This window comes from Leifsonia sp., assembly GCF_051955155.1.
In the GTDB taxonomy this organism is placed as follows: Bacteria; Actinomycetota; Actinomycetes; order Actinomycetales; family Microbacteriaceae; genus Leifsonia.
The window spans coordinates 79,627-103,271 of record NZ_JBQCGZ010000179.1; the positions used below are offsets into that span (position 1 = coordinate 79,627).

At 72.8% G+C, this 23,645-nt stretch carries 25 protein-coding genes; 7 read left to right on the forward strand and 18 right to left on the reverse strand.

Translation table 11 applies throughout. The features are described 5' to 3' along the window. The first annotated feature begins 110 nt into the window (after positions 1-110). Positions 111-1,022 (forward strand): sugar phosphate isomerase/epimerase family protein, encoded by a 912-nt coding sequence (locus ACTHMF_RS19390; RefSeq protein WP_440319878.1) that lies wholly within the window; start codon positions 111-113, stop codon positions 1,020-1,022. A gap of 26 nt (positions 1,023-1,048) precedes the next feature. Next, positions 1,049-2,059 (forward strand): inositol 2-dehydrogenase, encoded by a 1,011-nt coding sequence (gene iolG, locus ACTHMF_RS19395; protein WP_440319879.1) that lies wholly within the window; start codon positions 1,049-1,051, stop codon positions 2,057-2,059. 33 nt (positions 2,060-2,092) lie between these two features. Here iolG and ACTHMF_RS19400 read toward each other — a convergent pair whose 3' ends face one another. Next, positions 2,093-2,575: a 2'-5' RNA ligase family protein gene (locus tag ACTHMF_RS19400; RefSeq protein ID WP_440319881.1), complete on the reverse strand. Its 483-nt coding sequence runs from the start codon at positions 2,573-2,575 to the stop codon at positions 2,093-2,095. A gap of 230 nt (positions 2,576-2,805) precedes the next feature. On the opposite strand from ACTHMF_RS19400, the gene ACTHMF_RS19405 reads away from it, so the two are divergent. Next, positions 2,806-4,173, forward strand: a complete 1,368-nt coding sequence (locus ACTHMF_RS19405; protein ID WP_440319883.1) for a pyridoxal phosphate-dependent decarboxylase family protein — start codon at positions 2,806-2,808, stop codon at positions 4,171-4,173. A 57-nt stretch (positions 4,174-4,230) separates the two neighbouring features. Here ACTHMF_RS19405 and ACTHMF_RS19410 read toward each other — a convergent pair whose 3' ends face one another. Genes ACTHMF_RS19410 through ACTHMF_RS19420 form a run of 3 tightly spaced genes read right to left on the reverse strand, consistent with a single transcriptional unit; the run spans position 4,231 to position 5,214 of the window. Beyond that, the gene (locus tag ACTHMF_RS19410) at positions 4,231-4,485 is read right to left on the reverse strand and encodes a DUF6458 family protein (RefSeq protein ID WP_314149688.1); all 255 of its coding nucleotides are present in this window, start codon (positions 4,483-4,485) and stop codon (positions 4,231-4,233) included. 12 nt (positions 4,486-4,497) lie between these two features. Beyond that, on the reverse strand, positions 4,498-4,662 hold the full coding sequence (locus tag ACTHMF_RS19415; protein ID WP_183080093.1) for a hypothetical protein: 165 nt from the start codon (positions 4,660-4,662) through the stop codon (positions 4,498-4,500). A 51-nt stretch (positions 4,663-4,713) separates the two neighbouring features. Continuing rightward, positions 4,714-5,214, reverse strand: a complete 501-nt coding sequence (locus ACTHMF_RS19420) for a MarR family winged helix-turn-helix transcriptional regulator (RefSeq protein WP_314149687.1) — start codon at positions 5,212-5,214, stop codon at positions 4,714-4,716. Positions 5,215-5,311: 97 nt separating this feature from the next. On the opposite strand from ACTHMF_RS19420, the gene ACTHMF_RS19425 reads away from it, so the two are divergent. Continuing rightward, on the forward strand, positions 5,312-6,661 hold the full coding sequence (locus ACTHMF_RS19425) for a serine/threonine-protein kinase (protein WP_440319885.1): 1,350 nt from the start codon (positions 5,312-5,314) through the stop codon (positions 6,659-6,661). On the opposite strand, the gene ACTHMF_RS19430 is transcribed toward ACTHMF_RS19425, so the two are convergent. Then, complete coding sequence (locus ACTHMF_RS19430; protein WP_440319887.1) at positions 6,658-7,341, reverse strand: GNAT family N-acetyltransferase; 684 nt, start codon at positions 7,339-7,341, stop codon at positions 6,658-6,660. The genes ACTHMF_RS19425 and ACTHMF_RS19430 overlap by 4 nt on opposite strands. 54 nt (positions 7,342-7,395) lie before the next feature. Between ACTHMF_RS19430 and ACTHMF_RS19435 the strand changes: the two genes are divergently transcribed. Further along, complete coding sequence (locus tag ACTHMF_RS19435) at positions 7,396-8,355, forward strand: diacylglycerol/lipid kinase family protein (RefSeq protein WP_440319889.1); 960 nt, start codon at positions 7,396-7,398, stop codon at positions 8,353-8,355. Between the two features lie 103 nt (positions 8,356-8,458). Here ACTHMF_RS19435 and ACTHMF_RS19440 read toward each other — a convergent pair whose 3' ends face one another. From ACTHMF_RS19440 to ACTHMF_RS19455, 4 genes are all read right to left on the reverse strand, one after another. Further along, on the reverse strand, positions 8,459-8,893 hold the full coding sequence (locus tag ACTHMF_RS19440) for a MarR family winged helix-turn-helix transcriptional regulator (protein ID WP_440319891.1): 435 nt from the start codon (positions 8,891-8,893) through the stop codon (positions 8,459-8,461). 4 nt (positions 8,894-8,897) lie between these two features. Next, positions 8,898-9,641 (reverse strand): alpha/beta hydrolase, encoded by a 744-nt coding sequence (locus ACTHMF_RS19445; protein WP_440319892.1) that lies wholly within the window; start codon positions 9,639-9,641, stop codon positions 8,898-8,900. A 12-nt stretch (positions 9,642-9,653) separates the two neighbouring features. Beyond that, positions 9,654-11,090 carry an argininosuccinate synthase gene (gene argG / locus ACTHMF_RS19450; RefSeq protein WP_440319894.1) on the reverse strand — a complete coding sequence of 479 codons (1,437 nt, stop codon included), beginning with the start codon at positions 11,088-11,090 and terminating at the stop codon, positions 9,654-9,656. Positions 11,091-11,252: 162 nt separating this feature from the next. Then, on the reverse strand, positions 11,253-11,750 hold the full coding sequence (locus ACTHMF_RS19455) for a MarR family winged helix-turn-helix transcriptional regulator (protein ID WP_440319896.1): 498 nt from the start codon (positions 11,748-11,750) through the stop codon (positions 11,253-11,255). 38 nt (positions 11,751-11,788) lie between these two features. Here ACTHMF_RS19455 and ACTHMF_RS19460 point away from each other — a divergent pair, with 38 nt between their 5' ends. After that, positions 11,789-12,406, forward strand: coding sequence for an NAD(P)-dependent oxidoreductase (locus ACTHMF_RS19460; RefSeq protein ID WP_440319898.1), 618 nt, complete (start codon positions 11,789-11,791; stop codon positions 12,404-12,406). 26 nt (positions 12,407-12,432) lie between these two features. Here ACTHMF_RS19460 and ACTHMF_RS19465 read toward each other — a convergent pair whose 3' ends face one another. The 3 genes from ACTHMF_RS19465 to ACTHMF_RS19475 all read right to left on the reverse strand — a co-directional run bounded on the left by ACTHMF_RS19465 (position 12,433) and on the right by ACTHMF_RS19475 (position 15,847). After that, on the reverse strand, positions 12,433-13,026 hold the full coding sequence (locus ACTHMF_RS19465) for a M15 family metallopeptidase (protein WP_440319900.1): 594 nt from the start codon (positions 13,024-13,026) through the stop codon (positions 12,433-12,435). An 89-nt stretch (positions 13,027-13,115) separates the two neighbouring features. Continuing rightward, entirely contained in the window at positions 13,116-14,816 is a 1,701-nt protein-coding gene (locus ACTHMF_RS19470; protein WP_440319901.1) for an amidase, read from the reverse strand. Further along, a complete protein-coding gene (locus ACTHMF_RS19475; RefSeq protein WP_440319903.1) occupies positions 14,813-15,847 on the reverse strand; it encodes an agmatine deiminase family protein in 1,035 nt (344 codons plus the stop codon). Before ACTHMF_RS19475 ends, ACTHMF_RS19470 begins: the two co-directional genes overlap by 4 nt. 59 nt (positions 15,848-15,906) lie before the next feature. Here ACTHMF_RS19475 and ACTHMF_RS19480 point away from each other — a divergent pair, with 59 nt between their 5' ends. Next, the gene (locus ACTHMF_RS19480) at positions 15,907-16,512 is read left to right on the forward strand and encodes a TetR/AcrR family transcriptional regulator (RefSeq protein WP_440319905.1); all 606 of its coding nucleotides are present in this window, start codon (positions 15,907-15,909) and stop codon (positions 16,510-16,512) included. Positions 16,513-16,588: 76 nt separating this feature from the next. Here the strand turns inward: ACTHMF_RS19480 and ACTHMF_RS19485 are convergent, their stop codons facing one another. The 6 genes from ACTHMF_RS19485 to ACTHMF_RS19510 form a co-directional block, all read right to left on the reverse strand. Then, positions 16,589-17,656, reverse strand: a complete 1,068-nt coding sequence (locus ACTHMF_RS19485; RefSeq protein ID WP_440319907.1) for an alpha/beta hydrolase — start codon at positions 17,654-17,656, stop codon at positions 16,589-16,591. Continuing rightward, entirely contained in the window at positions 17,657-18,520 is an 864-nt protein-coding gene (locus ACTHMF_RS19490; protein WP_440319908.1) for an alpha/beta fold hydrolase, read from the reverse strand. It lies immediately after the preceding gene. After that, positions 18,517-19,263 (reverse strand): 3-hydroxybutyrate dehydrogenase, encoded by a 747-nt coding sequence (locus tag ACTHMF_RS19495; RefSeq protein WP_440319910.1) that lies wholly within the window; start codon positions 19,261-19,263, stop codon positions 18,517-18,519. Before ACTHMF_RS19495 ends, ACTHMF_RS19490 begins: the two co-directional genes overlap by 4 nt. Positions 19,264-19,406: 143 nt before the next feature. After that, positions 19,407-21,713 carry a beta-glucosidase gene (locus ACTHMF_RS19500; protein ID WP_440319912.1) on the reverse strand — a complete coding sequence of 769 codons (2,307 nt, stop codon included), beginning with the start codon at positions 21,711-21,713 and terminating at the stop codon, positions 19,407-19,409. Between the two features lie 33 nt (positions 21,714-21,746). After that, positions 21,747-22,619 (reverse strand): carbohydrate ABC transporter permease, encoded by an 873-nt coding sequence (locus ACTHMF_RS19505; RefSeq protein ID WP_314147100.1) that lies wholly within the window; start codon positions 22,617-22,619, stop codon positions 21,747-21,749. Next, positions 22,616-23,645 (reverse strand): carbohydrate ABC transporter permease (locus ACTHMF_RS19510; RefSeq protein ID WP_440319914.1); only part of this gene is annotated, 1,030 nt, incomplete at its 5' end. The genes ACTHMF_RS19505 and ACTHMF_RS19510, both read right to left, overlap by 4 nt.

A 23,645-nucleotide genomic window follows, 5' to 3' on the forward strand; every position in this document is an offset into this window, starting at 1 on the left:
CCGCCATCGTAGGGGCCCGGAGGCGACATCCCTGTTGTGTTATTGTCGTGACATAGTTTCGCTGGCGAAAGGAAGCCGATGACCGCGTCGACCCGGACCGGGATCACCGCATGAAGGCCACGGTCGCCGGCGCTCCGGTGAGCTTCGGCGTCTTCGAGATGACGCCTGCCGACGCGGAGACGATCGGCCCGAACGACATGCTCGACCTCCTCGCCGAGACCGGGTACGCGGGCGTCGACCTCGGGCCCGTCGGCTTCTTCGGCCGGGGCGCGGAGCTCCGCGACCGGCTGTCGTCGCGCGGCCTCGAGCTCGCCGGCGGCTGGGTGGAGCTCCCCCTCTCCGACGACGACGCGTTCGCCGCCGCGCTCCCCGGCCTGGACGACGCGCTCGCCGTGTTCGCCGACGCCGCGGAGGCCGCGCCGGACCGCCTGCCGAAGCCGACCCTCGCCGACACCGGGTCCCCCGCCCGCAAGGCGCACCCCGGCGCCGCCGCCGAGCCGCTCGGCACCGCCCGCTGGGACCGTCTGGCCGCGAACGCGCAGGCCGCCGCCGAGCGCGTCCGGGCCGCCGGCTTCGAGCCGACCTTCCACCACCACGCCGGCACCTTCGTGGAGTCGCCGGAGGAGGTCGACCGCTTCCTGGAGCGCGTCGACATCGGCCTCACCCTCGACACCGGGCACCTGCTCATCGGCGGCGGCGACCCGCTGGAGGCGGTGCGCCGCTGGGGCGCGCGCATCAACCACCTCCACCTCAAGGACGTCGACACCGCCGAGCTCCGCCGCGTGCTCGCCGCGGGCGGCGGCATGACCGAGGTGTGGTCCTCCGGCGCCTTCGTCGCGTTCGGCCGCGGCGACATCGACCTGGCGGCGGTGCTGACCGCCGTCGACGACGCCGGCTACGACGGCTGGGTCGTGGTGGAGCAGGACGTGCTGCCGGCGCCGGGGACGTCGCTCGCCGCCTTCCGCGCCCAGCGCGCGGCCGACCAGAAGCTCAACCGCGACGCCCTGCGCCCCTGGTGCTGACGTCTGAGGAAAGGACACCCGCCCCCGTGACAACGACCCCGATCCGCTTCGGTCTCATCGGCACCGGCCGCATCGGACAGGTGCACGCCCGCAGCATCGCGGCGGACCCCGACACGACGCTCGCCTGGGTGTGCGACCCGATCGTCGCCGGCGCCGAGGCGGTCGCCGCGAGCTACGGCGGCCGGGTGACGGCGTCGGCGGACGAGGTGTTCGCCTCCGGCGAGGTGGACGCGGTCCTCATCGCCTCGCCGACGCCGACGCACGTCGACCTGATCTCCGCGGCGGTCGATGCCCGCATCCCCGTGCTCTGCGAGAAGCCGATCGACCTCGACATCGCCCGCGTGGATGCGCTGCGCCCGAAGGTCGCGTCAGCTGGCATCCCGGTCGCGCTCGGCTTCAACCGCCGCTTCGACCCGGCGTTCGCGTCGGTGCGCGCACGCGTCGCCGCGGGCGAGATCGGGGCGCTCGAGCAGCTCTCCATCGTCAGCAGGGACCCGGCCGCCCCGCCCGCCGCCTACGTCGCGGTGTCCGGCGGCATCTTCCGCGACATGACCATCCACGACTTCGACATGGCCCGCTTCTTCCTGCCCGACATCGTGGAGGTGCAGGCGACGGGTGCGACCCTCTTCGACGCGGGCGCACGCGAGCACGGCGACTTCGACACGGCGGTCGTCGTGCTGCGCTCGGCGTCCGGCGCGGTCGTGACGATCACGAACTCGCGGCACAGCGCGGTCGGCTACGACCAGCGCCTGGAGGCGTTCGGCGCCGACGGGATGCTGCAGGTCGCCAACGCCCCGACCAGCCTGGTCAGCCTGTCGACGGCGACCGCGGTGGAGGCGAAGCCGCCCTACCAGGACTTCTTCCTGGAGCGCTACGCCGAGGCGTACGCGGCGGAGCTGCGCGCGTTCGTCCAACTGGTCCGCGGCGAGCCGTCGACGAGCCCCACCTTCGAGGACGGCCGCGCCGCCCTCCTCCTCGCGGACGCCGCGCAGCGCTCGGCCGAGCAGCACGCGGCGGTCGCGGTCGACCTCGGCTGAGGCGGCGGCGCGCGCAAGCGCTCGGTCGCGGCGTCAGAGCGACGCGACGACGTCGACCACCCTGGCGTCGCCGGCGCCGAGCTCAGCCACGGCCACGCAACGAACCGGCCAGGTGTCGCCCTCTCGGACGCCGCTCGCGAACCGGCGGGTGACATGGGGGCGATAACCCTCGTGCCAATAGTCCGGATCCTCGGCCACAAGGCCGGGCAGGACCTCGATGACGCGAGCGAGTGCTTCGTGCACGGCGCCGAACGGCTCCCGCTCCACCAGCTGTACCGGCACGTCCCGGTCGGGACCGAACTGGTCGACGGCACCGAAGCGGCTGAGCAGGGGCGGCAGACCCTGGACCACACGGCGCACGCCGTCCGCCACCTCCTGGGGTGACGCGAGGGTTTCGAAGTTCCCGACGAGCGTCAGATGGGCGGGCCAGGCGCTGCGCCGGAACCGGCTTCCGGCGCTCATCGGCGAGAACAGCCCGACCACGACGAACTTCCGTCGTTCGGTCCCTTCAGCCATCCGGTCAGTATGCCGCGCGCCGAACGCGGGAACCCTCCGCCGACACGCCGCTCGGATGTCCGGAGTTCCGGACAATCGGCGCGGACAGCCGCGGGATCTCCGGAAATCTGGCGCGTGCGCCGGCCGCGGCGGCCGTTCGATGCGCCGGGGGCGGTGAGCGCGCAGGAAAGCTGCGCTCGGCGTCAGAATCGTGCCGATCGGTTGTGTAACGATGGTCTGCGGAGGCCCGAATGACAAACGAGACCCGCATGCACGCCGTCACCCCCGAGACGCGTGAGCTCGTCGACCTGGTGCTCGACTACTCGCGCCGGCGCATCCTCAGCGAGGACACCCCACTGGACAAGCCGCTGCCGGAGGCCGAGCTGCGCCGGCTCGCCGGCCGCACCGTCTCGGAGACCGGCATGGGCGCCGAACGCGCCCTCGCGCTCTTCGAGCACGTGCTCGCGCCCGCCTGCATCACCACCGACCACCCGCGCTACCTCTCCTTCATCCCGACCGCGCCCACCAAGGCCGCGACCGCGTTCGACCTCGTCGTCTCCGCCAGCGCCGTCTACGGGGGGTCCTGGCTGGAGGGCTCCGGCGCGGTCTACGCCGAGAACCAGGTGCTCGCCTTCCTGGCCGCCGAGTTCGGGCTGCCGGAGACCGCGGGCGGCGTCTTCGTGCAGGGCGGGACGCTCGGCAACCTCTCCGCGCTCGTCGCCGCTCGCGACCACGCCCGCAGCGAGCGCGGCAACCCCGCCGGCCGCTGGGTGATCGTGTGCAGCGCCGAGGCGCACTCCTCTGTCGCGTCCGCCGCGCGCGTGATGGACGTGGACGTCGTCGCCGTCTCGCCCGGCGAGTCCGGGCAGCTCACCGGCGACGCTGTCCGTCCGGCGCTGGAGGAGTACGGGGACGCGGTGTTCGCGGTCGTCGCGACCGCGGGTTCCACCAACTTCGGCATCGTGGACGACATCGCCTCAATCGCCGCGCTGAAGGACGAGCACGCGTTCTGGCTGCACATCGACGGCGCCTACGGCCTCGCCGGGATGCTGTCGCCCCTCGCCCGCCCGCTGTTCGCCGGCGTCGAGCGCGCCGACTCGCTGATCGTGGACCCGCACAAGTGGCTGTTCGCGCCGTTCGACGCGTGCGCGCTGCTCTACCGCGACCCGGAGGCAGGACGCCGCGCGCACACCCAGCACGCCGAGTACCTGGACACGCTGACCGAGACCACCGAGTGGAGCCCGTCCGACTACGCGGCGCACCTGACCCGCCGCGCGCGCGGGCTGCCGTTCTGGTTCTCGCTCGCCAGCCACGGAGCCGCGGCGTACCGGGACGCGGTCACGTCGTCGCTGGAGCTCGCGCACCGGATCGCGGAGGAGATCGAGCGCCGCGACGGCTTCCACCTCGTCCGTCGTCCGCAGCTGTCCGTCGTCGTGTTCGAGCGCGAGGGCTGGACGAAGGAGGACTACGCCCTCTGGTCGGCGAAGCTGCTCGACGAGCAGCGCGCTTTCGTCACGCCGAGCTCGCACGCGGGCCGCGCCAACACCCGGTTCGCCGTGCTCAACCCGCTGACGACGTTCGAGGATCTGGTGGGCATCCTGGACACAATGGAGCGCTGAGACCACACACGAGAACGGCCCGCGTCGGATGACGCGGGCCGTTCTCGTGTCCGAGGATCAGATGAGGTCGTCCTCCCCGCTGGTGCGACGAGTGACGCGGTCACCGGTCGCCGGGTCCACCGACGTCTGCGTCGTCGCCACCGAGCGGCGCCGGCGCGTCAGCAGGATGATCCCGAGGATGATCCCCACCACGCCGGCCACCATCAGGATGTAGCCGACGAGGTGAAGGTCGATCCAGGTCACCTGGACGTTGAGGGCGAACGCGAGGATCGCTCCGATCACGAAGAGGAAGATCCCAGCGCCGAGGCTCATGTCGGGCCTCCTCTAAACCCGGCGGCTGCCGGTCAGCAGCCGTACCAGCCAGACGATCACGGCGAGAACGAGCAGGATGATGCCCACCCAGAGGAGGAAGTTCAAGGACTGCACGAAGCCGCCGGTCAGCAGCAGGATGATCGCGATGATCGCGACGATGATGAGCAGGATGTTCATGAAGGGGTGTCCTTTCCTTGACGCGATCCAGACAACAACTGTTTCGGTTGCCTAGGAATCCCCTTGACTCAGAGGCGGTTTCGGCCTATTCGCGTGTCGCCCGTCGGCGATCCTGTCGACGGTCTGCCGCATCTTGGTGAGGAAGCGCGTGACCGTCTCCGCCTCGTCGGGGCTGAGCTCCGCGGTGGCGGCGGCCAGCTCCTCGTTCGCCGCGGCCAGAAGCGGGCCGGTGTCGCCCAGGGCGGAAGGCGTCGGCACGATGACCGTCGAGCGCCCGTCCGACGGGCTCGGCCTCCGCTCCACGAACCCGCCCTGCACCAGCCGGTCGACGAGCGCGGTCGTCGAAGCGCTCGAGATCCCGAGATAGCTGCCGACGTCCTTGAGGGCGGTGGGGCGACCGGCCGCCGTGTTGTCGAGCAGCAGCCGCAGCGCCAGCAGGTCGTTGTCGCCGATCCCCAGCGTGGCGCCGGTCCTGCGGCGCATCGCGGCCTCCGCCGCGCGGTACACCTGGAGCGCTTCCAGCACTCCCGGCGTCTCCGGTACCTCGTTCACTCCTCTCAGTCATGCCCGGAGCGGGCCGCCAGGCAACGGGGGTGGACGGGTTTGTCGGCGGATTCACGGCATCCGCTGGCGCGCGTATGCTCGCGAGGTGGATGACGCACCCCTGTACCTCGACCGTTACGAGCTGCGCGAGCGGCTCGGACGCGGTGGCATGGCGACGGTCTACCGTGCGTACGACCGGCGCCTGGAACGTGCCGTCGCCGTCAAGCTGTTCGCGCCCGGCACCGCCACCGACGACGCCAGACGGCGCGCGGAGGCGACGCTCCTCGGCCGCCTGAGCCACCCCAACCTGGTCACGCTGCACGACGCGCACCTCGCCGCGGAGGGCGACACGACCCCGAGCCTGCTCGTCATGGAGCTGGTCGCGGGGGAGGACCTGCGTACTCGGCTGGAGCGCGGTCCGCTGCCCGCCGAGGACGCCGCCGTCGTCGCCGAGAGCATCGCGGAGGCGCTCGCCGTCGTGCACGGCGCCGGAATGGTGCACCGCGACCTCAAGCCGGCCAACATCCTGCTCGCCGACTCCGGCATCCCCGGCGGCCGCCCGATCGTGAAGCTCGCGGACTTCGGCATCGCCCACCGGCTCGGCGCCGAGCGACTGACCACGGCGGGCACGGTCATCGGGACGGCCGGCTACCTCAGCCCGGAGCAGGGAGTCGGCGGCGAGCCGGGCGCAGCGGCCGACATCTACGCGCTGGGACTGGTGGTGCTGGAGTCGCTGACCGGCGTCCGCGAGTACCCCGGGAGTCCGGTGGAGGCGGTCTCCGCGCGCGCCGCGCGCGATCCGCGCATCCCGGCCTCTCTGCCCGAGGACTGGCGCGGGCTGCTCGGGGCCATGACGGCGCGCGACCCCGGCATCCGCCCGACGGCGGTCGAGGTGGCGATCATGGCGCGCGAACTCGCGCCGCAGCTGGTGGGCTGGCAGCCGGAGGCGCTGCCCGACCCGGCTGCCGATGGCGGCACCGGCCCGACGCTCGCGATGAACGCGGCAGGGATCGGCGCTGCGGGCGCCGCCGGGATCGGCGCCGTAGGCTCCACAGCCGCCGCCGCTGCCGGCTCCGGCGCCACCGCCACGACCGGCCCCACCGCCCCGGTGCGCGACCGCGGCGCGGTCCGGACGCGGCGGAGGCGGCGCACCCTGGACGCCGTTCTGCTGACCAGCGGCGCCGCGGCAATCGTGGGTCTCGCGTTCTCGCTCGGCAGCATCCTCACGCCGGGGGAGGTGCCGGCCTCCGGCAGCACGACGCCCCGGCCGACGCCGTCCGTTGTCGCCCCGCCGACCACCGTCGCGCCGGTCGTCTCGCCCGCGCCGCAGCAGCAGGAGCAGGAGCAGCAGCAGGAACGGCAGCAGCCTCAGCCGAAGCCGAAGCCGCAGCAGGACAACCCCAACAAGGGCCCCGGCAAGAACAACGGCAAGGGGAAGGGCAAGGGCGGGGGTTAGGCCGCCCGGCAGACCAGGATCTCGAGCCGCGCCCTGCTCGTGAAGCCGAGACGCTCGTAGAGCGCGACCGCGCTGTCGTTGCCCGCTTCCACGTGCAGGAACGGGCGCTCGCCGCGCGCCAGGATGCCCGCCATCACGGCGGCCATCGCCTGTCCCGCGAAACCGCGCCCGCGCCACTGCGGGTCCGCGCACACCGCGCTGACCTCGCACCAGCCCTCCGGCCGCATCCGCTGCCCCGCCATCGCCGCCAGCCTGCCGTCCACCCGGATGCCGTGATAGCCGCCGAAGTCGATCGTGCGCGGCAGGAACGGCCCGGGTCGGGTGCGCTCCACCAGATCGAGCATCTCCGGGACGTCGGCGTCGCCAAGCCGCACCAGTGTCGCGCCGTCCCCGAGCGCGGGCAGGGCGGGCGCGTCCGGCCGCTCGTAGACGTACTGGATGCAGTCGTAGCCGGCGATCCGCTCCCAGCCCTCCGGTGCGGCGTCCGAGAAGACGCCGATGGTCCCGCCGGGGCCGGTCAGCGTCGCCAGGCGCGCCCAGGCCTCCGGGTCGGTCCGGTCGCCGACCGCCGCGAACGGGGACATGTCCGTGCGGTACCGGCGGACGGGCCCGTCGCCGTCCGCGAAGCCGGCGTGCGGTCCGGTGAGCGCGTTCCAGGCGGGATCGTCGAGCAGGTGCATCCCCTCAGCCTGGCATAGCGTACTGTCGCAGGCAGCATCGGCGGAGGGAGTCGGATGAGCAGGGCTGCGATCGTGGTCAACCCGGTGAAGGTGGACGAGGACGCGCTGCGCGCCGCGCTGGCCGCGGCCGAGAGGCAGCACGGGTGGGAGGACACCCTGTGGCTGGAGACCACGGTCGACGACCCGGGCACCGGGCAGACCAGGGAGGCGCTCGAGAACGGCGTCGACGTGGTGATCGCGGCGGGAGGCGACGGGACGGTCCGCACGGTCGCGGAGGAGCTGCGCGGCACCGAGACCCCGCTGGCCCTGCTGCCGTCGGGGACGGGCAACCTGCTCGCCCGCAACCTGAATCTCACCCTGGACGACGTTGGGCACGCCCTCGACACGGCGTTCGACGGCGAGGACCGTCCGATCGACGTCGGCGTCGCCGAGATCCGCGACGGCGACGGCGGGACCCAGCGCCGCGCCTACCTGGTGATGGCCGGTCTCGGCATCGACGCGAGGATGATCGCGGCCACCGACGACGAGCTGAAGGCGAAGGCCGGCTGGCTCGCCTACGTGAAGGCGATCGGCACGGTGCTGCGCGACAAGAACGAGCTGCGGCTGCGCTACCAGCTCGATGGCGGCCGGGTGCACTCGGTGCACGCGCACACCATCCTGATCGGCAACTGCGGGTCGCTGCCGGCCAACATCCTGCTGCTGCCGGACGCCGCTGTCGACGACGGCGAACTCGACATCGTCGTGCTGCGCCCCGAGGGGTTCCTCGGCTGGCTGCGGATCGTCGTCAAGGTGTTCTGGGAGAACGGCGTGCTGCGCCGCACCAGCGTCGGCCGGCGGCTGATGGGCGCCGACCACGAGGTGCGGGCCATGAACTACCTGAAGGGCCGCGAGCTGGTGCTGCGGCTCAGCCGGCCGGAGGAGGTCGAGCTGGACGGCGACCTCTTCGGCCGCGCCTCCGCCATGCGCACCTACGTCGACCCGGGCGCCCTCCGCGTCCGCGTCCCCCGCGACTGAGCGTCCACCCGCCATCCGTTCCGGAGTTCTTCACGCGAAACGCCGGTGCCGAGCGTGAAGAACTCCGGAAGCGATGGCGGGGAGCCGAGGGGCAGGGGGTTCGCTACGGGCGGGAGGCGCGCACGATCTGCAGGAGGGCATGGCGGAGCGCCTCGGGGTCGTCGACCTCGGGGAAGACCTCGTCCTCGAGGCCGCTGACCGCGGCGAACGCGGTCCGGCCGGCCGGGGTGATCGTCAGCACGTGCCGGCGCCGGTCGTTCGGGTCCGGTTCGCGCGTCACGAGGCCCTCGCGTACCAGCCGGTCGACGGTGCGGGACATCGTCTGCGCCTCCACCTGCGCGATCCTGGCCAGGTCGGCCTGCGAGTCGAAGCCGGACTCGAGCAGGTGAAGCACGATCAGCCCGGCGTGGGTCAGGCCGCGCTGCTCCAGCGCGTCCGCCCAGGCGCGCTCGACCGCGCGGGACGCGGCACCGAGCAGCCGGCCGAGCGGCCAGTTCTCCGGCCGATGCTCGGCCGCCTCGATGTCGCGCGTGTCCATGGCCTCATAGTACGGAGGCGAGGGCGGCGGTGAGCTCGTCGCGAGCCCTCTCATCGGAGATGGTCGGGGCGTTGTCGCCCGGCTGGGCGCCGTAGTCGCCGAACTGCGCGTGCGTCATGCCGGGGATCTCCACCAGGGTGGCGTCGGCGGGCAGCAGGTGGCGGGCGTCCTGGATCTTCTGCGGCGTGCTGAGGCCGTCCCGCTCGCCGCCGATCGACAGCACCTCCAGCGGGGAGCCGGAGATGTCGTTCGCGCAGTAGCTGCCGAACAGGATCAGCCCGGTGACGCCGGGGGAGTCGGCGAGCTGGCACGCGCGGACACCGCCGAGCGAGTGGCCGCCGACGAACCAGCGGTCGACGTCCGGTGCGTGCGACGTGAACGTCGAGAGCGGGCGCTGATCGAAGAATGCCAGGTTCAGCGTCGGCTTGGTGATGACGACGGTCGTCCCGGTCTCTGCGACCGCCCCGGAGAGCTTGTAGAGGTAGGCGTACGGGTCGACGCGCGCGCCGGGGACGAAGACGAGCCCGGTGCCGGAGGCGTGCCCGGCCGGAGCCATCACGACGGCGTCGCCGGCATCCCGGATGGTGACCGCGTCGTCCCGCCACGCCTTCAGCGCCGCGTCCCGCTCGCCCATCATGGGCGTGAGCGCCCAGGCGAGGAAGCCGACGACGATCAGCACCAGGACGGCGACGACGGCGACGAGGATCGTCAGCACGTGGCGGCGTACCGCGTGCGGCCGCCGTGACATCGTGCGCCCCGCTCAGTCCGTGCCGGAGTCGAAGGCCGCGCCCTCGCTCGACGCGTCGATCTCGCGGGACAGCTCCTCGTCCACCTGCGTCACGTCCAGCTCCAGGATCGAGCGGGCGCTGCCCTCTTCCAGCGCGCCGACGAGCTCGCCGGTCGGGCCGCCGATGAGGCCGGACGCCGCGTACTGCTCGAGCCGCGAGCGGGAGTCGGCGATGTCCAGGTTGCGCATGGTCAGCTGGCCGATGCGGTCGGCGGGACCGAACGCGGCGTTGCCGACGCGCTCCATCGAGAGCTTGTCCGGGTGGTAGCTGAGCGCGGGACCGGTGGTGTCGAGGATCGTGTAGTCGTCGCCGCGGCGCAGGCGCAGGGTGACCTCGCCGGTGATCGCGGAGCCGACCCAGCGCTGCAGCGACTCGCGCAGCATCAGCGACTGCGGGTCGAGCCAGCGGCCCTCGTACATCAGGCGGCCGAGGCGGCGGCCCTCATTGTGGTAGTTCGCGACCGTGTCCTCGTTGTGGATCGCGTTGAGCAGGCGCTCGTACGCGATGTGCAGCAGCGCCATGCCAGGGGCCTCGTAGATGCCGCGGCTCTTGGCCTCGATGATGCGGTTCTCGATCTGGTCGGACGCGCCGAGCCCGTGCCGGCCGCCGATCGCGTTGGCCTCGAGCACGAGTGCGACGGGGTCGGTGAACTCGACGCCGTTCAGAGCGACAGGGCGCCCCGCCTCGAAGCGGACCGAGACGGTCTCCGGGATCACCTCGACGTCCTCGCGCCACGCGGCGACTCCCATGATCGGGTCGACGATGTCCAGGCCGGCGTCCAGCTCCTCCAGGCGCTTGGCCTCGTGCGTCGCGCCCCAGATGTTGGCGTCGGTCGAGTACGCCTTCTCGGTGGCGTCGCGGTAGGGGAAGCCGCGCGTGACGAGCCACTCGCTCATCTCCTTGCGGCCGCCGAGCTCCTCCACGAACGCCGCGTCCAGCCACGGCTTGTAGATGCGCAGGCGCGGGTTGGCGATGAGTCCGTAGCGGTAGAACCGCTCGATGTCGTTGCCCTTGTAGGTGGAGCCGTCGCCCCAGATCTCGACGTCGTCCTCCATCATCGCGCGCACCAGCATGACGCCGGTGACCGCGCGGCCCAGCGGGGTGGTGTTGAAGTACGTCTTGCCGCCGGAGCGGATGTGGAACGCGCCGCACTGCAGCGCGATCAGGCCCTCCTCGACCAGCGCGCGCTTGGCGTCGACGAGGCGCGCGACCTCGGCGCCGTACTCCTTCGCGCGGCCGGGGACCTCCTCGATGTTCGGCTCGTCGTACTGGCCGATGTCGGCCGTGTAGGTGCAGGGCACGGCGCCCTTCTCGCGCATCCAGGCCACCGCGCAGGAGGTGTCGAGACCCCCCGAGAACGCGATGCCGACTCGCTCACCGACCGGAAGACTGCTCAAGACTTTGGACACGGCTTCAAGCTTAGAGGTTGTCCGCCGGACCGGCAGGCCGGGCCTCGTGCCGCCGGCGCCGCCGGCGGTATCGTTCGGCCACGTCAGACGACACCGTCGCCGGCCGGCGCTTCCCGCGGCTGCCGGAGCCGGAGCGGTACTGAGCCGGGCGCGCGTGCGGGCTCAGTGCCCGCCGTCGATGCCGGGGTGGACGCCCGCGCGGTAGCCCGCGGCGGCGACCAGCTTCGTGAGGGTCGCGATCAGGGCGGCGCGCTCCGCGTCGTCCAGGGCGGCGAGGGTCGCCTCCTCCTGCTCGTCGGCGAGACGCTCGCCGGCCGCGAGCACCTCGCGCGCGGCCGGGGTGAGGTGGATGGCATACGCCCGGCGGTCGTTCGGGTGCCGTCTGCGCTCGACCAGGCCGCGTTGCTCGAGGTCGTCGATCATGGCGACCATCGAGTTGCGGTGCAGACCGAGCGCGTTCGCGAGCTCCTGCTGCGTGCGGCCCTCCTCGCTCGCCAGCTGGGCGAGGATGCCGAAGCGGTTGGGGGTGATCCCGAGCGGCGCGAGCGCGGCCGTGAAGCGCTGAGCGCTCTGCATGCCGAGCTGCGAGAGCAGGAAGCTGGCGCGCGTCTCGAGCGCGGGGAAGTCGGACGGCGGCATCCCGATATCGTACCAAGGCATGATTGCACCTAGCTGTGACGATCACATACTATGACGATATGCGAGTGACCATCTTCGGAGCAGGCGGCCGCACCGGGCGCCTGCTCGTCTCCCGGGCCCTCGACCGCGGCGACGCGGTCACCGCCGTCCTGCGCAGGCCGGACGGACTCGATCCGCGCGCGAGCGTGCGCGTCGTCCCCGACTTCGCCGACACAGATGCCGTTCGCGCAGCCATCGACGAATCCGACGCGGTCCTCTCCGCGATCGGGCCGCGCTCGCGCAAGGAGGCGCCCGTCGCCGCGCCGGCGACCCGGCTGCTCCTCGCCGCGGAACCGCGGCGGATCGTCGTCATCAGCGCCGCCCCGGTCGCGCCGCCGCCGCCGGACGACAGCGTGATCAGCCGCCGCATCGCGCTGCCGCTGATCGGCCGCATCCTGCGCCCGGTCTATGACGATCTCCGCGCGATGGAGGAGGAGCTGGCCGCCTCGCCCGCGGAATGGACGGCGTTCCGCCCGCCGATGCTGACGAACCGCGCGGCCACCGGGCGCTACCGCACCAGGATCGGCGGCAGCGTCCCGCGCGGCTTCACCGTCTCCCGTGCCGACCTCGCCGACGGGATGCTGAACAGTCTCGGCCGCCCGGAGACCGTGCGTCAGCCCGTCGGCATCGCCGGCTGACGCACGCCCCTCGAGGGAGCGAGGACTCAGCCGCGGCCGTCGGGTGCGGGGGCGGGGCACTGACCGCCGGGCTCGGCGAGCAGCTCGAAGTGCCACGATTCGTTCGCGTAGCGCTGGCAGAGCCCCCACTCCGACCCGAACCGGCTCAGGAAGTCCATGGCGTCGGCGGTCGCAATGTCCACCGCCCGTCCCGCGACGTGTTCGGAGTCGGAGCCCCGCTTGGCCCAGCGCAGCGCCTCCTCCTCGCTCCCGTACTTCTGCACGGCCTGCGCGAACAGGTACTCCTGGTACCGCTCCGAACGCCAGCCGTCCGCGATCGTGATCGGGATGCCGCGCTCCCGCTCGGCCGCGGCCACCGCGTCGTCGAGCGCACTGCGCAGCTGCGGGTCGAGCCGGGTGACCGCCGGCCGGTCGCTGTCCAGCGCGAGGGACGAGCCGTCCGGGATGTAGCCGTCGGCGTCGGTCAGCTCGGCGCTGTCGGTGACGGGCGCCTGGTGCTGCGCCCGCGCGGGAGCGTCCCCGGCCGCGGGCGAGCCCGCGACGGCTGCCGAGCAGCCGGCCAGCAGGGCGAGGGCGACGGATGCGGCGACGGCCGCGCGGACGAGGCGGAGAGGGTGCATCCCTCAACGCTCGCAGCCGGCCGCGGCCGCGGTCGTCCGCCGCAAGGCGCATCCGCGTCCCTCCCGCGGCGGATGTCGCGCGAGGGACGCTACCCGAGCCGCGGGGTGCGCGGCGGCTCGGTGCGACGGCGGCCGGTCGCCTCGAAGGCGGCGGCCAGCGCGAGCAGCGCGGTGTCGTCGTAGGCGCGGCCGGCGAACGTGAGCCCGACCGGCATCCCGATGTCGGCCATCGTCCCCATCGGCACGGTCACTGTCGGGATGCCGAGGTGCCGGGGCACGAGGTTCCCGTTCGCGACCCAGACGCCGTTGCGCCAGCCGAGGTCGGCGGAGGCGGGGTTCACATCCATGTCGGCGGGGCCGACGTCGGCCACGGCGGGGAAGACCACCGCGTCGAGGCCGAGGCCGTCCATCCACTCCTCCAGGTCCAGGCGCCGGGTCTCCTCCAGGCCGCGGACGCCGTCGGCGAGGTGCGGGATGCTCTCCAGCGTCGCGCCGGGATGCTCGCGCACCCAGCCCGGGTACTCGGCGATGTCGTCGTCGAACCCGGTGTAGCGGTCCGGCAGCGCGCCCTCCGGGTGCGGGAAGATGCGCGCGCCGTCCACGCCGGCGAGTGTGTCGAGCGCGGGGTCGCCGTTCGCGGCGAGGAAGTCCTCCCAGCCCCACGCGGACAGGTCGACGATCTCGCTGTGCAGGTACTCGGGGGTGACCAGGCCGCGGGTCGCGACGGTGGGCGCGCCGGGGCGGTCGCCCTCGTAGTTCGAGACGACCGGGAAGTCGGTCTCGACGACCTCGGCGCCGGCCGCCTCCAGGTCGCGCCGCGCCGCCTCCCACAGGGCGATCACCGACGGCCGGGTCTCGATGCGCCGGCCGGTCGGGCCGCCGATGCCCGGGTGCTCCGCGGTGCCGGCCTCGGGGTCGGCGTTGATGTACATGCGCGGGATGCCGACGCGGACGCCCCGCAGCGAGCGGGAGCCGGCGAGCGCCGGATACGAGCCGGGACGCAGCGTCGAGGCGGCGGGGATGGAGACCCACGGCTGCACGCGCCAGAAGTCGCCGCGCGTCTCCGGGTCGTCGGCGACGATCACGTCCAGGACCTCCAGCAGGTCGGCCATGCTGCGCGTGTGCGGGACGACCACATCCATCGTCGGCACCAGCGGCCAGTTGCCGCGCACCGAGATCACGCCGCGGGACGGCGTGTAGGCGCAGAGCGCGTTGTTGGAGGCGGGGGCGCGCCCGGACGACCAGGTCTCCTCGCCGAGGCCGAACGCCGCGAAGCTGGCGGCGGTGGCCGTGCCGGAGCCATTGGACGAGCCGGATCCGAACGCGGCGGTGAGGTAGTCGCCGTTGTACGGGCTCTCGGCGCGGCCGTAGACGCCGCGCTGCATCCCGCCGTTCGCCATCGGCGGCATGTTGGTGAGGCCGAGCAGGATGGCGCCGCCGGCGCGCAGCCGCTCGATCGTGAAAGCGTCGCGCTGGGCGATCAGGTGCTCGAACGCGGGCGATCCGGCCGCCGCGGTCAGGCCCTTCGCCAGGTAACTGTCCTTGGCGGTGTACGGGATGCCGTCGAGCGGGCCGAGGGTCTCGCCGCGGGCGCGCCGCGCGTCGGAGGCCGCCGCTTCCGCGCGTGCCTCGGGATTCCGCACGACGACCGCGTTCAGCCGCGGCCCCGCCGCGTCGTAGGCGTCGATGCGCGCGAGGTACGCGTCGACCAGCTCGACGGCGGTCACCTCGCCGGCGTCCAGCGCTCGCCGCAGCTCGGCGATGCCGGTCTCGACCACGTCGACGCTCACGCGGTCACCGCCGGCTGCTGCTGCGTGATGCAGTGGATGCCGCCGCCGCGGGCGAAGATCGGGCGCGAGTCGACCATCGTGACGCGCCGGCCGGGGTAGGCGGCCTCCAGGATCTCGGTCGCCTCGGCGTCCGCGCGCTCCTCGCCGAAGCCGCAGGCAACAATCCCGCCGTTCACGACCAGGTGGTTGACGTAGCTCCAGTCGACGAAGCCCTCCTCATCGCGCAGGGTCTCCGGCGCGGGCAGCTCCACGATGTCCCACGCGCGGCCGGCCGCGTCCGTTGTGCCGGAGAGGAACGCGCGCAGCTCGCGGGAGACCGCGAAGTCGGGGTGCTCCGGGTTGCGCTGGGTGTGCAGCAGCAGGCGGCCGGGCGAGGGGATGGTCGCCACGATGTCGACGTGGCCGTTGGTGCCGAACTCGTCGTAGTCGCGGGTCAGGCCGCGCGGCAGCCAGATCGGGTGCGTGGCCCCGATGGTGCGGGCGAGCTCCGCCTCCACGCGCGCCTTGTCCGCGTACGGGTTGCGGCGAGGGTCGAGCTGCACGGTCTCGGTGAGCAGGACGGTGCCGTCGCCGTCCACGTGGATGCCGCCGCCCTCGTTCACGAGCACCGAGCTGACCAGCTCCGCGCCAGTGCGCTCCGCAACGAAGCGGGCGATCTCGGCGGACTTCCGCCACTCGGACCAGGCCGGGTCGCCCCAGCCGTTGAACGTCCAGTCGACCGCGCCGAGCACGCCGGGGCGCTCGTCGTCCAGCACGAAGGTGGGGCCGAAGTCGCGCATCCAGAACTCGTCGAGCGGCGCCTCCACCTGCTCGACGTGCGATCCGAGCATCCGGGCGGCGCGCTCGCGCTCCGACGGGTCGACCACCATCGTGACCGGCTCGTACTCGGCGACGGCGTGCGCGACGTCCGTCCAGGCGCGGTAGGCCTCCTCGGCCGACGCGGCGTCGTCGCCGAGGGTGATCCCGGCGCGGGGGAACGCCATCCAGGTGCGCTCGTGATCTGCGGTCTCGGCGGGCATGCGCCAGCTCATGTCGGAACCTCCGGGCTCTATTGATCGGATGATCAATAGATACCTATACTGGACCCACGATGTCAAGAGCAGCCCGCAAGCCGCCGGCCGAGCGCCGCGCCGAACTGGCCGACGCCGCCCGCTCGGTGGCCGTCGCCGACGGCCTGTCGGCGGTGACGCTGCGCGGCGTCGCCGCGCAGGCCGGCGTGGCTCCCGGCCTGGTGGCGCACTACTACGAATCGATGGACGGGCTCGTCGCCGAGACGTTCTCCGGCATCGTCGCCGACGAGATCGACGAGGTCCGCGGCCTGCTCGCCGCGGCCGCCGACCCGGTCGCACGCCTGAGGGACCTGGTCCGCACGCTCCTGGACGGCTCGCGCGACGACGTGACATCGATCTGGGTGGAGGCGTTCGCGCTCGGCCGCCGCAACGAGACGCTCGGCGCAGCGGTGCGCCTCCAGATGGACGCCTGGCGCGACGTGATCGAGGGCGTGATCGCGGACGGCGTCGCGGCCGGAGCGTTCCGCACGGCCGAGCCGCAGGCGGTCGCCTGGCAGCTGCTCGGCATGATCGACGGCCTCAACGCCCAGGCCCTCGTCCGCTGGGGCGGCGCCGCCGACCGCGGCTCGCAGCTCGCCCACGCACTGGAGGGGATGCTGGGGCTCGACCGCGGGAAGCTCGGCTGACCCGCCATCCGTTCCGGAGTTCTTCACGCTCCGACACGGCGTGTTGCGTGAACAACTCCGGAAGCGATAGCCGCCCTCAGCTGATCAGCGCGAGCAGCTCCGCCAGGAACTCGGTGGGCTTCTCGATGTGCGGGGAGTGGCCGCAGTCCTCGAAGACGACCTCGCGGCTCTCGCCGCCGGCGGCCGCATAGCGGTCGAGGACGGTGCGGATCTGGGCGAGCATCGGCTGCGGAGGGGCGACGTCCTCGCCCGGCCAGCCGGGGACGATGCCCGCTGCTCCCAGCTGGTTGAGGTCGAAGAACGACGCGTCGTTGACGATCGCGTCCAGCGCGCCGTGGATCCACAGGATGGGCGGCTTGGCCGGGAGGTCGACGATGCCGGACGTGTCGAAGTACGTCGGCGCCATCGTGTTCAGCACGCCCCGCGGGCCTGGGGCGAAGCCCGGCCACTCGGCGGTCGCGGTCGCGTCGCCCGGGTAGTTGTCGTCCCCCGTCGCGGTGGAGAGCATCGACTCCACCCACAGGTCCTCGTACTCGGTGGTGAAGCCCGGGGCGACGTACGCGGCCCGGTAGACGGCGCGCGGTGAGGTGGGCGCCTCCTCTCCCGTGTCGCCGGCGGCCAGACGGGCCACGAAGTCCGGGTTGGCGCCGCCGCCTCCCGAACCGGACGCGTCCGCGTTGAGCAGGCTGCCGTCCGCCGCGGTGCCGCCGAAGCCGTACGGGGAGACGGTGGAGACCAGGGTCAGGCTGCGCACCAGGTCCGGTCGGTCCAGCAGCAGCTGCATCACGACACCGCCGCCCATGCTCCAGCCGACCAGGTGCACGGCACCGGTGCCGAGCTCGTCGAGCACGGCGGCCACGTCGTCGGAGAAGTCGCGGACGCCGCGGGTCGCGTCCACCGGGAGCGTTTCGCTGTCGCCGAAGCCGCGCAGGTCGACGGCGATGGCGCGCACGGCGTCCGGCAGGGCGAGCATCAGCGGCTGCCAGAACAGCGACGACGACACGTTGCCGTGCACGAACACCACGGTGGCGACGGCCTCGCCGGTCGTCCCGGTCTCCGGGAGCGGGCGCTCCAGCACGTTGGCGGTGAAGCGGGCGGTGCGGACGCTGCGCGCCTCGATGCCGGTGAGCAGGGTTCCTGGCATTCAGTCCTCCTTCGGGTGGCCGCCCCTGCGCGGGGCGGGCAGGTGCGGGGTGAGCTGGCGCACGCCGTCGTGCGTCATCAGGATCGTGTAGTGGTTGACGTCGTCCGCCTCGAACGCCTCGAACCACGGCAGCCGGGCGCGCCACGCGGCGACGGTCGACGGCTGGTAGAGCGGATCGGCGTCCAGCAGGCCGCGCGGGGCGCGGACGAACGCGATCGGCAGGGTGAGGCCGGCGAGCGCCGCCTCGTAGCCGGCCCTGCCGTCCAGCTCCAGCGCGTTCACGGCCATCGCCTCCTCCGAGACGCTGGAGTGCAGCGCGGGTGCGGTGCCCGCCAGGTCGTAGCGGGCGTACTCCTCGACGGCGTCGTTCCACCACGGCCCGAGCGCGGGATGCCGGCGCCAGAACGCGAGGTAATCCTCAGGGCTCGCGAACGTCATCCGCAGCCGGTCGCGCGCCGGGCCCAGGTCGACGTCCTCGTGAACGGGCAGGCCGCCGTCGACGAGGACGAGCCGCTCCACCCGGTCGGGGTGCCGCTCGGCGAGCCGTACGGCGACGAACGCACCCATCGAGTGCCCGGCGACGACGGCGCGCTCCACGCCGAGCGCGTCCAGCATCCGCGCGACGTCGTCCGCGTGCTCGACCAGCCCGTACGGGCCGGGCAGCCCGCCGCTGCGGCCGCGGCCGCGCAGGTCCGGCGCGATCAGGCGGACGCCGGGAAGCGCGTCAGCGACCAGCGTCCAGGCGACGTGGTTGGAGGTGATGCCGTGGATGCCGACCAGAGGCATTCCGCCGGCCTCCGGATGCCACTGGCCGCCGGCCAGCTCACCGCCGGGAACGGGGACCGCGAACGGCTCCGCGCTCACTTCGCGCTCCAGCCGCCGTCGATCGTGTAGCTCGCTCCGGTGACCATCCTGGCGCCCTCCCCGGCGAGCCAGAGCGCGAGGCCGGCGACCTCCTCAGGCTCCACCAGGCTCTTGATCGCGGGCTCGGTCAGCATGATCTTCTCGACGACCTCCTCCTCGGGGATGCCGTGCAGCCGCGCCTGGTCGGCGATCTGCTTCTCCACCAGCGGGGTGCGGACGTAGCTCGGCTCGATGCAGTTCGAGGTGACGCCGTGCGCCGCTCCCTCCAGCGCAGTCACCTTCGAGAGGCCCTCGAGGCCGTGCTTGGCGGCGACGTACGCCGACTTGAACTCGGACGCGCGGATTCCGTGCACGCTCGACACGTTGATGATCCGGCCGAAGCCGCGCTCGTACATCCCGGGCAGCGCAGCGCGGATCAGCAGGAACGGCGCCTCCAGCATGATCCGGAGGAGGAGCGAGAACGACTCCGGCTCGAACTCGGGGAGGGGCCGCACGTGCTGGAGTCCGGCGTTGTTGACGAGGATGTCCGTGTCCAGCCGCAGGTCGGCGAGCGCCTCCGTGCGCGAGAGGTCGACCTCCCACGCCTCGCCGCCCACCCGCTCGGCTGCGGCCCTGGCGGCGTCGCCGTTCAGGTCGGCGACGGTCACGTGCGCGCCCGCCGCGGCGAACGCCTCCGCGCAGGCCAGCCCGATGCCGCTGGCCCCGCCGGTGATGAGGGCCCTGCGCCCCGAGAGGTCCGCCATCGTCGCCATCCTTCCGGGCCCGCGCGCGCCCTCGGCCGCACTCTACCCGCGGGCCGCCCGGCCACGGAAGGACTCCGGCGGCAGCACGCGCAGAACGCCCCCGTCCGCGAGGAACGGGGGCGTTCTCGTGCCCGTGGGCGGGATCAGGCGGCGGTGCGCGCGGTGGCCGTGACCTCCACGTCCACCAGGCGGCCGTCGGCCGGGGTGACCGCGTGCACGGCGCCGGTCAGTGCGATGCCGGTCTCCGTCTCGCGCTCGGCGCAGGACGGGCCGACCCACAGTTCCACGTCGCCCGGTTCGACGACGCGGACGCCGTCGCGGCCGGTGAAGGCGAGCCGCGCGGTCGGGACGCGGAACCGGACGACCGCCTCCTCGCCGGCCGCGAGCGGCACCCTGGCGTAGCCGAGCAACTGCGCGACGGGACGCGTCACCGACCCGTACACGTCGCGCGCGTAGAGCTGGACGAGGTCGACGCCGTCGCGCTCGCCGGTGTTCCGCACCGTGACGGCGGCCTCGAAGACGTCGCCGGCGGCCACCGCGGGGTCGGCCTCCAGCGCGCTGTGCTCGAACGTCGTGTAGGACAGGCCGTGGCCGAACGGCAGCACCGGGGTGCTGTCGGCGCTCGTCACGTCCGACGGTCCTCCGAGCAGGGGGTGCAGGTACGAGAACGGCTCGGCGCCGGCCGACCGCGGGAGCGACACCGGGAGGTGCCCGGACGGCGAGACGCGGCCGGAGAGGACGCCGGCGATCGCGCGGCCGCCCTCCTCGCCGGGGAAGAACGCCTGCAGCACGGCGGCGGGAGCGTCCGGGCCCTCGACCGCCCAGCCGATCGCGTACGGGCGGCCGGACAGCACGACGACGACGGTCGGCGTGCCGGTGCGGACCACGGCCTCCACGAGGTCGCGCTGAACGCCGGGCAGCTCCAGGCTCTCGACGTCGTTGCCCTCGCCGACCGTCCCGCGGCCGAACAGGCCCGCGCGGTCGCCGACCACGACCACCGCGACGTCCGACCCGGCGGCGGCGAAGGCGGCGGCGGCGATCCCGGACCGGTCGTCGCCCTCGACGTCGCAGCCGTGCTCGGCGACCAGCTCGGCGTCGGGGAACTCCGCGCGGAGCGCGTCCAGCACCGGCGGGATGGCGAACCCGAGCGGCACCTCCGGGTGGTGCGCGAGCACGTGGTTGGCGAACGAGTAGCAGCCCATCAGCGCCTCCGCCTTGTCGGCGTTCGGGCCGATCACGGCGATCCGTGCGGCGTTCGCGGCGAGCGGGAGGGCCCCGTCGTTGGTGAGCAGCACGAGCGACTCCTCCGCGAGGCGCAGCGCGAGCGCGCGGTGCTCCGCGGTGTCCAGGTCGATCGCGGCAGGCGGGTTCTCGAAGGTCTCGTCCAGCAGGCCGAGCTCCTCCTTCTGGGCCAGCAGCCGCAGCACCGCGCGGTCGACGAGCTCCTCGTCCGCGAGGCCGGCCCTGATCCGCTCGGCGAGCGGCGCCAGGAAGGCGTCGCCGGTCGGCAGCTCGACGTCGATCCCGGCGGTCAGCGCCAGCTCGGCGGCCTCGCCGCGGTCGGCCGCGATGCGGTGCATCGTGTGCAGGAAGGCGACGGAGAAGTAGTCGGCGACGACGGTCCCGTCGAAGCCCCACTCGTCGCGCAGGATGCCGGTGAGGTATTCCGGGTTCGCCGCGACCGGGACGCCGTCGATCTCGGCGTACGAGTTCATCACCGAGCGGACCCCGCCATCGCGCACCGCCATCTCGAACGGCTGCAGCAGCACGTCCCGCACCTCGCGCTCGCCGGCGTGCACCGGTGCGTGGTTGCGGCCGGCCTGCGATGCCGAGTAGCCGACGAAGTGCTTGAGCGTGGCGTGCACGCCGGAGGACTGGAGGCCGCGAACGTAGGCGGTGCCGATCGTGCCGACGACGTACGGGTCCTCGGCGATGCACTCGTCGACGCGCCCCCAGCGCGGGTCGCGGATCACGTCGAGCACCGGTGCGAGGCCCTGGTGGATGCCGAGCTCGCGCATGGACGCGCCGATGGCGGCCCCCAGCTCCTCCACCAGCTCCGGGTCGAACGCGGCGCCCCAGGCGAGCGGCGTCGGGAAGGTCGCGGCCTTCCACGCGGCGAGCCCGGTGAGGCACTCCTCGTGCACCAGCGCGGGGATGCCGAGCCTGGTCTGCTCGCGCAGCCTGCGCTGCTCCGACCAGAGCCAGGACGCGCGCTCCACCGGGTCCACCGGTCGCGTGCCGTAGACCCGCGTGAGGTGCCCGATGCCGTTCGCGGTCGCGTCGGCGTAGCTGGTCGCGACGACCATCTCGCCGTCGAGCGGCGCGACGTTGTCGTCGCCCTTGTCGACCCAGTAGCCGACGAGCTGAGCCAGCTTCTCCTCGAGCGTCATCTCGGCCAGCAGCCGTCTGACCCGTTCGGAGGCGACGGGGAGGGAGGGAGTCGTAGTCATGCTCATTTCCTGAGGGTTCGGGGACGGCCGGGCTCAGCCCTTGACCGCACCGGTGAGGCCGCCGACGATGCGGCGCTCGAAGAAGCTGAAGAACACCAGGGCCGGGATCATCGAGAGCGACGTGAACGCGAGCACCTTCGAGGTGTCCGTTGCGTACTGCGACGAGAACGCCTGGACGCCGAGGGGGAGGGTGAACGTCGCCTGGTCGTTCAGGATGAACAGCGGAAGCAGGTAGCTGTTCCAGCTGCCGATGAACGCCAGGATGCCCACCGTGATGACGCCGGGAAGCGAGAGCCGCAGCACCATCCGGAAGAAGAAGCCGAGCCGGCTGCAGCCGTCGATGAAGGCCGCCTCCTGGATCTCGTCCGGGATCGCCCGCAGGAACGGGACCAGGATGATGATCGTGGTCGGCAGCGCGAAGGCGACCTGCGGGATGATGACGCCGGCGAGGGAGTTCATCAGGCCCAGGTTGCGCACCACGATGTAGAGCGGAGTGATCGCGACGGTGATGGGGAACATCAGCCCGGCGGCGAACAGCGCGTACAGGAAGCCGCTGCCGCGGAACCGGTAGCGCGCGAGCACGTAGCTGGCCATCAGCCCCAGCGCCACCGCGCCGACCGTGGTGACCAGCGCCGTGATCGTCGAGTTGAGCACCTGGCCCCAGAAGACGCTGCCACCCAGCACATCCACGTAGTTCGCCGGGTTCCAGGGGTTGGGGAAGCCGGCGGGGTCGACCGTGATCTGCGAGTTCGTCCGGAAGCCGCCGATGATGATGTACGCGATCGGGACGATCATCAGAGCGATCACCACGAGGGCGATGAAGTAGACGGTCGGCGACCCCCAGGGGAGGCTCTTGCGCTCCGCCCTGCGGGCGGCCCGGGCGGCGGACGCGGTGAGGGCGGTCATCGTGCCGTCCTTTCTTTCATGGCCGCAGTGCGGCGGCGCGAGGGGCGCTCGGCGTTCTTCGCGGTCGTCACGGCTCCCGCGGTGTCCCGCCGCAGCACGAAGCGCTGGTAGACGAGCGCCACGATCAGCGAGATCAGGAAGATGACGACGGCGACCGCGTTGCCGTAGCCGTAGTTGCCGGCGTTGCGCCCGTTGGCGACCATGTACGTCGCCATGGTCGACGTGCCCGCGGTCGATGCCACGTACTGGCCCCAGATGATGTAGACGAGGTCGAACAGCTGCAGCGCGCCGATGATGGAGAGGAAGGCCCAGATCCGCAGTGTCGGACCGAGCAGCGGGAGGGTGATGCGGCGCTGGATCTGCCAGTAGCTCGCGCCGTCCAGAGCCGCCGCCTCGTAGAGCTCCTCGGGGATGCCCTGCAGGCCGGCGAGGAAGAGGATGACGGCGAAGCCGACGTACTTCCAGGTCAGGATGCCCATCAGGGTCCAGATCGCGATGCTCGGGTCGGACAGCCAGTCGTGCGCGAGCGCGCCGAGCCCGACGTTGTGCAGGAAGCCGTTGAGCGCGCCGTTGGTGGCCAGCATCAGGCTCCAGCCGGTTCCGACGACGACCTCGGAGATGACGTAGGGGACGAAGATCAGCACGCGGATGACCGACTGCCCCTTCATCCTGCGGTTCAGCAGCAGCGCGAGCAGGATCGCGATCGGCCCCTGGATGACGATCGACATCACCACGACGAATGCGTTGTGCCCGAGCGCCGCGAGGAAGGCGGGGTCGGTGAGGATGACCACGTAGTTCTGCAGGCCGACGAAGTCGGTCGGTGTGCCGTAGCCCGCCCAGCGGAAGAACCCGTAGTAGGCGGCCATGACGACCGGGAAGATGACGAAAGCCAGGAAGACGATGACGGCGGGGCCGGCCAGCAGGAGGATCTCGGCTCGCAGCCCCCAGCCGCCGCCGCGGCGGCGGCGCGGCGGCGCGGGGGGGCCCCCCGGTCCCCCCCCCCCCCCGCGGGGCGGCCCGACCCCC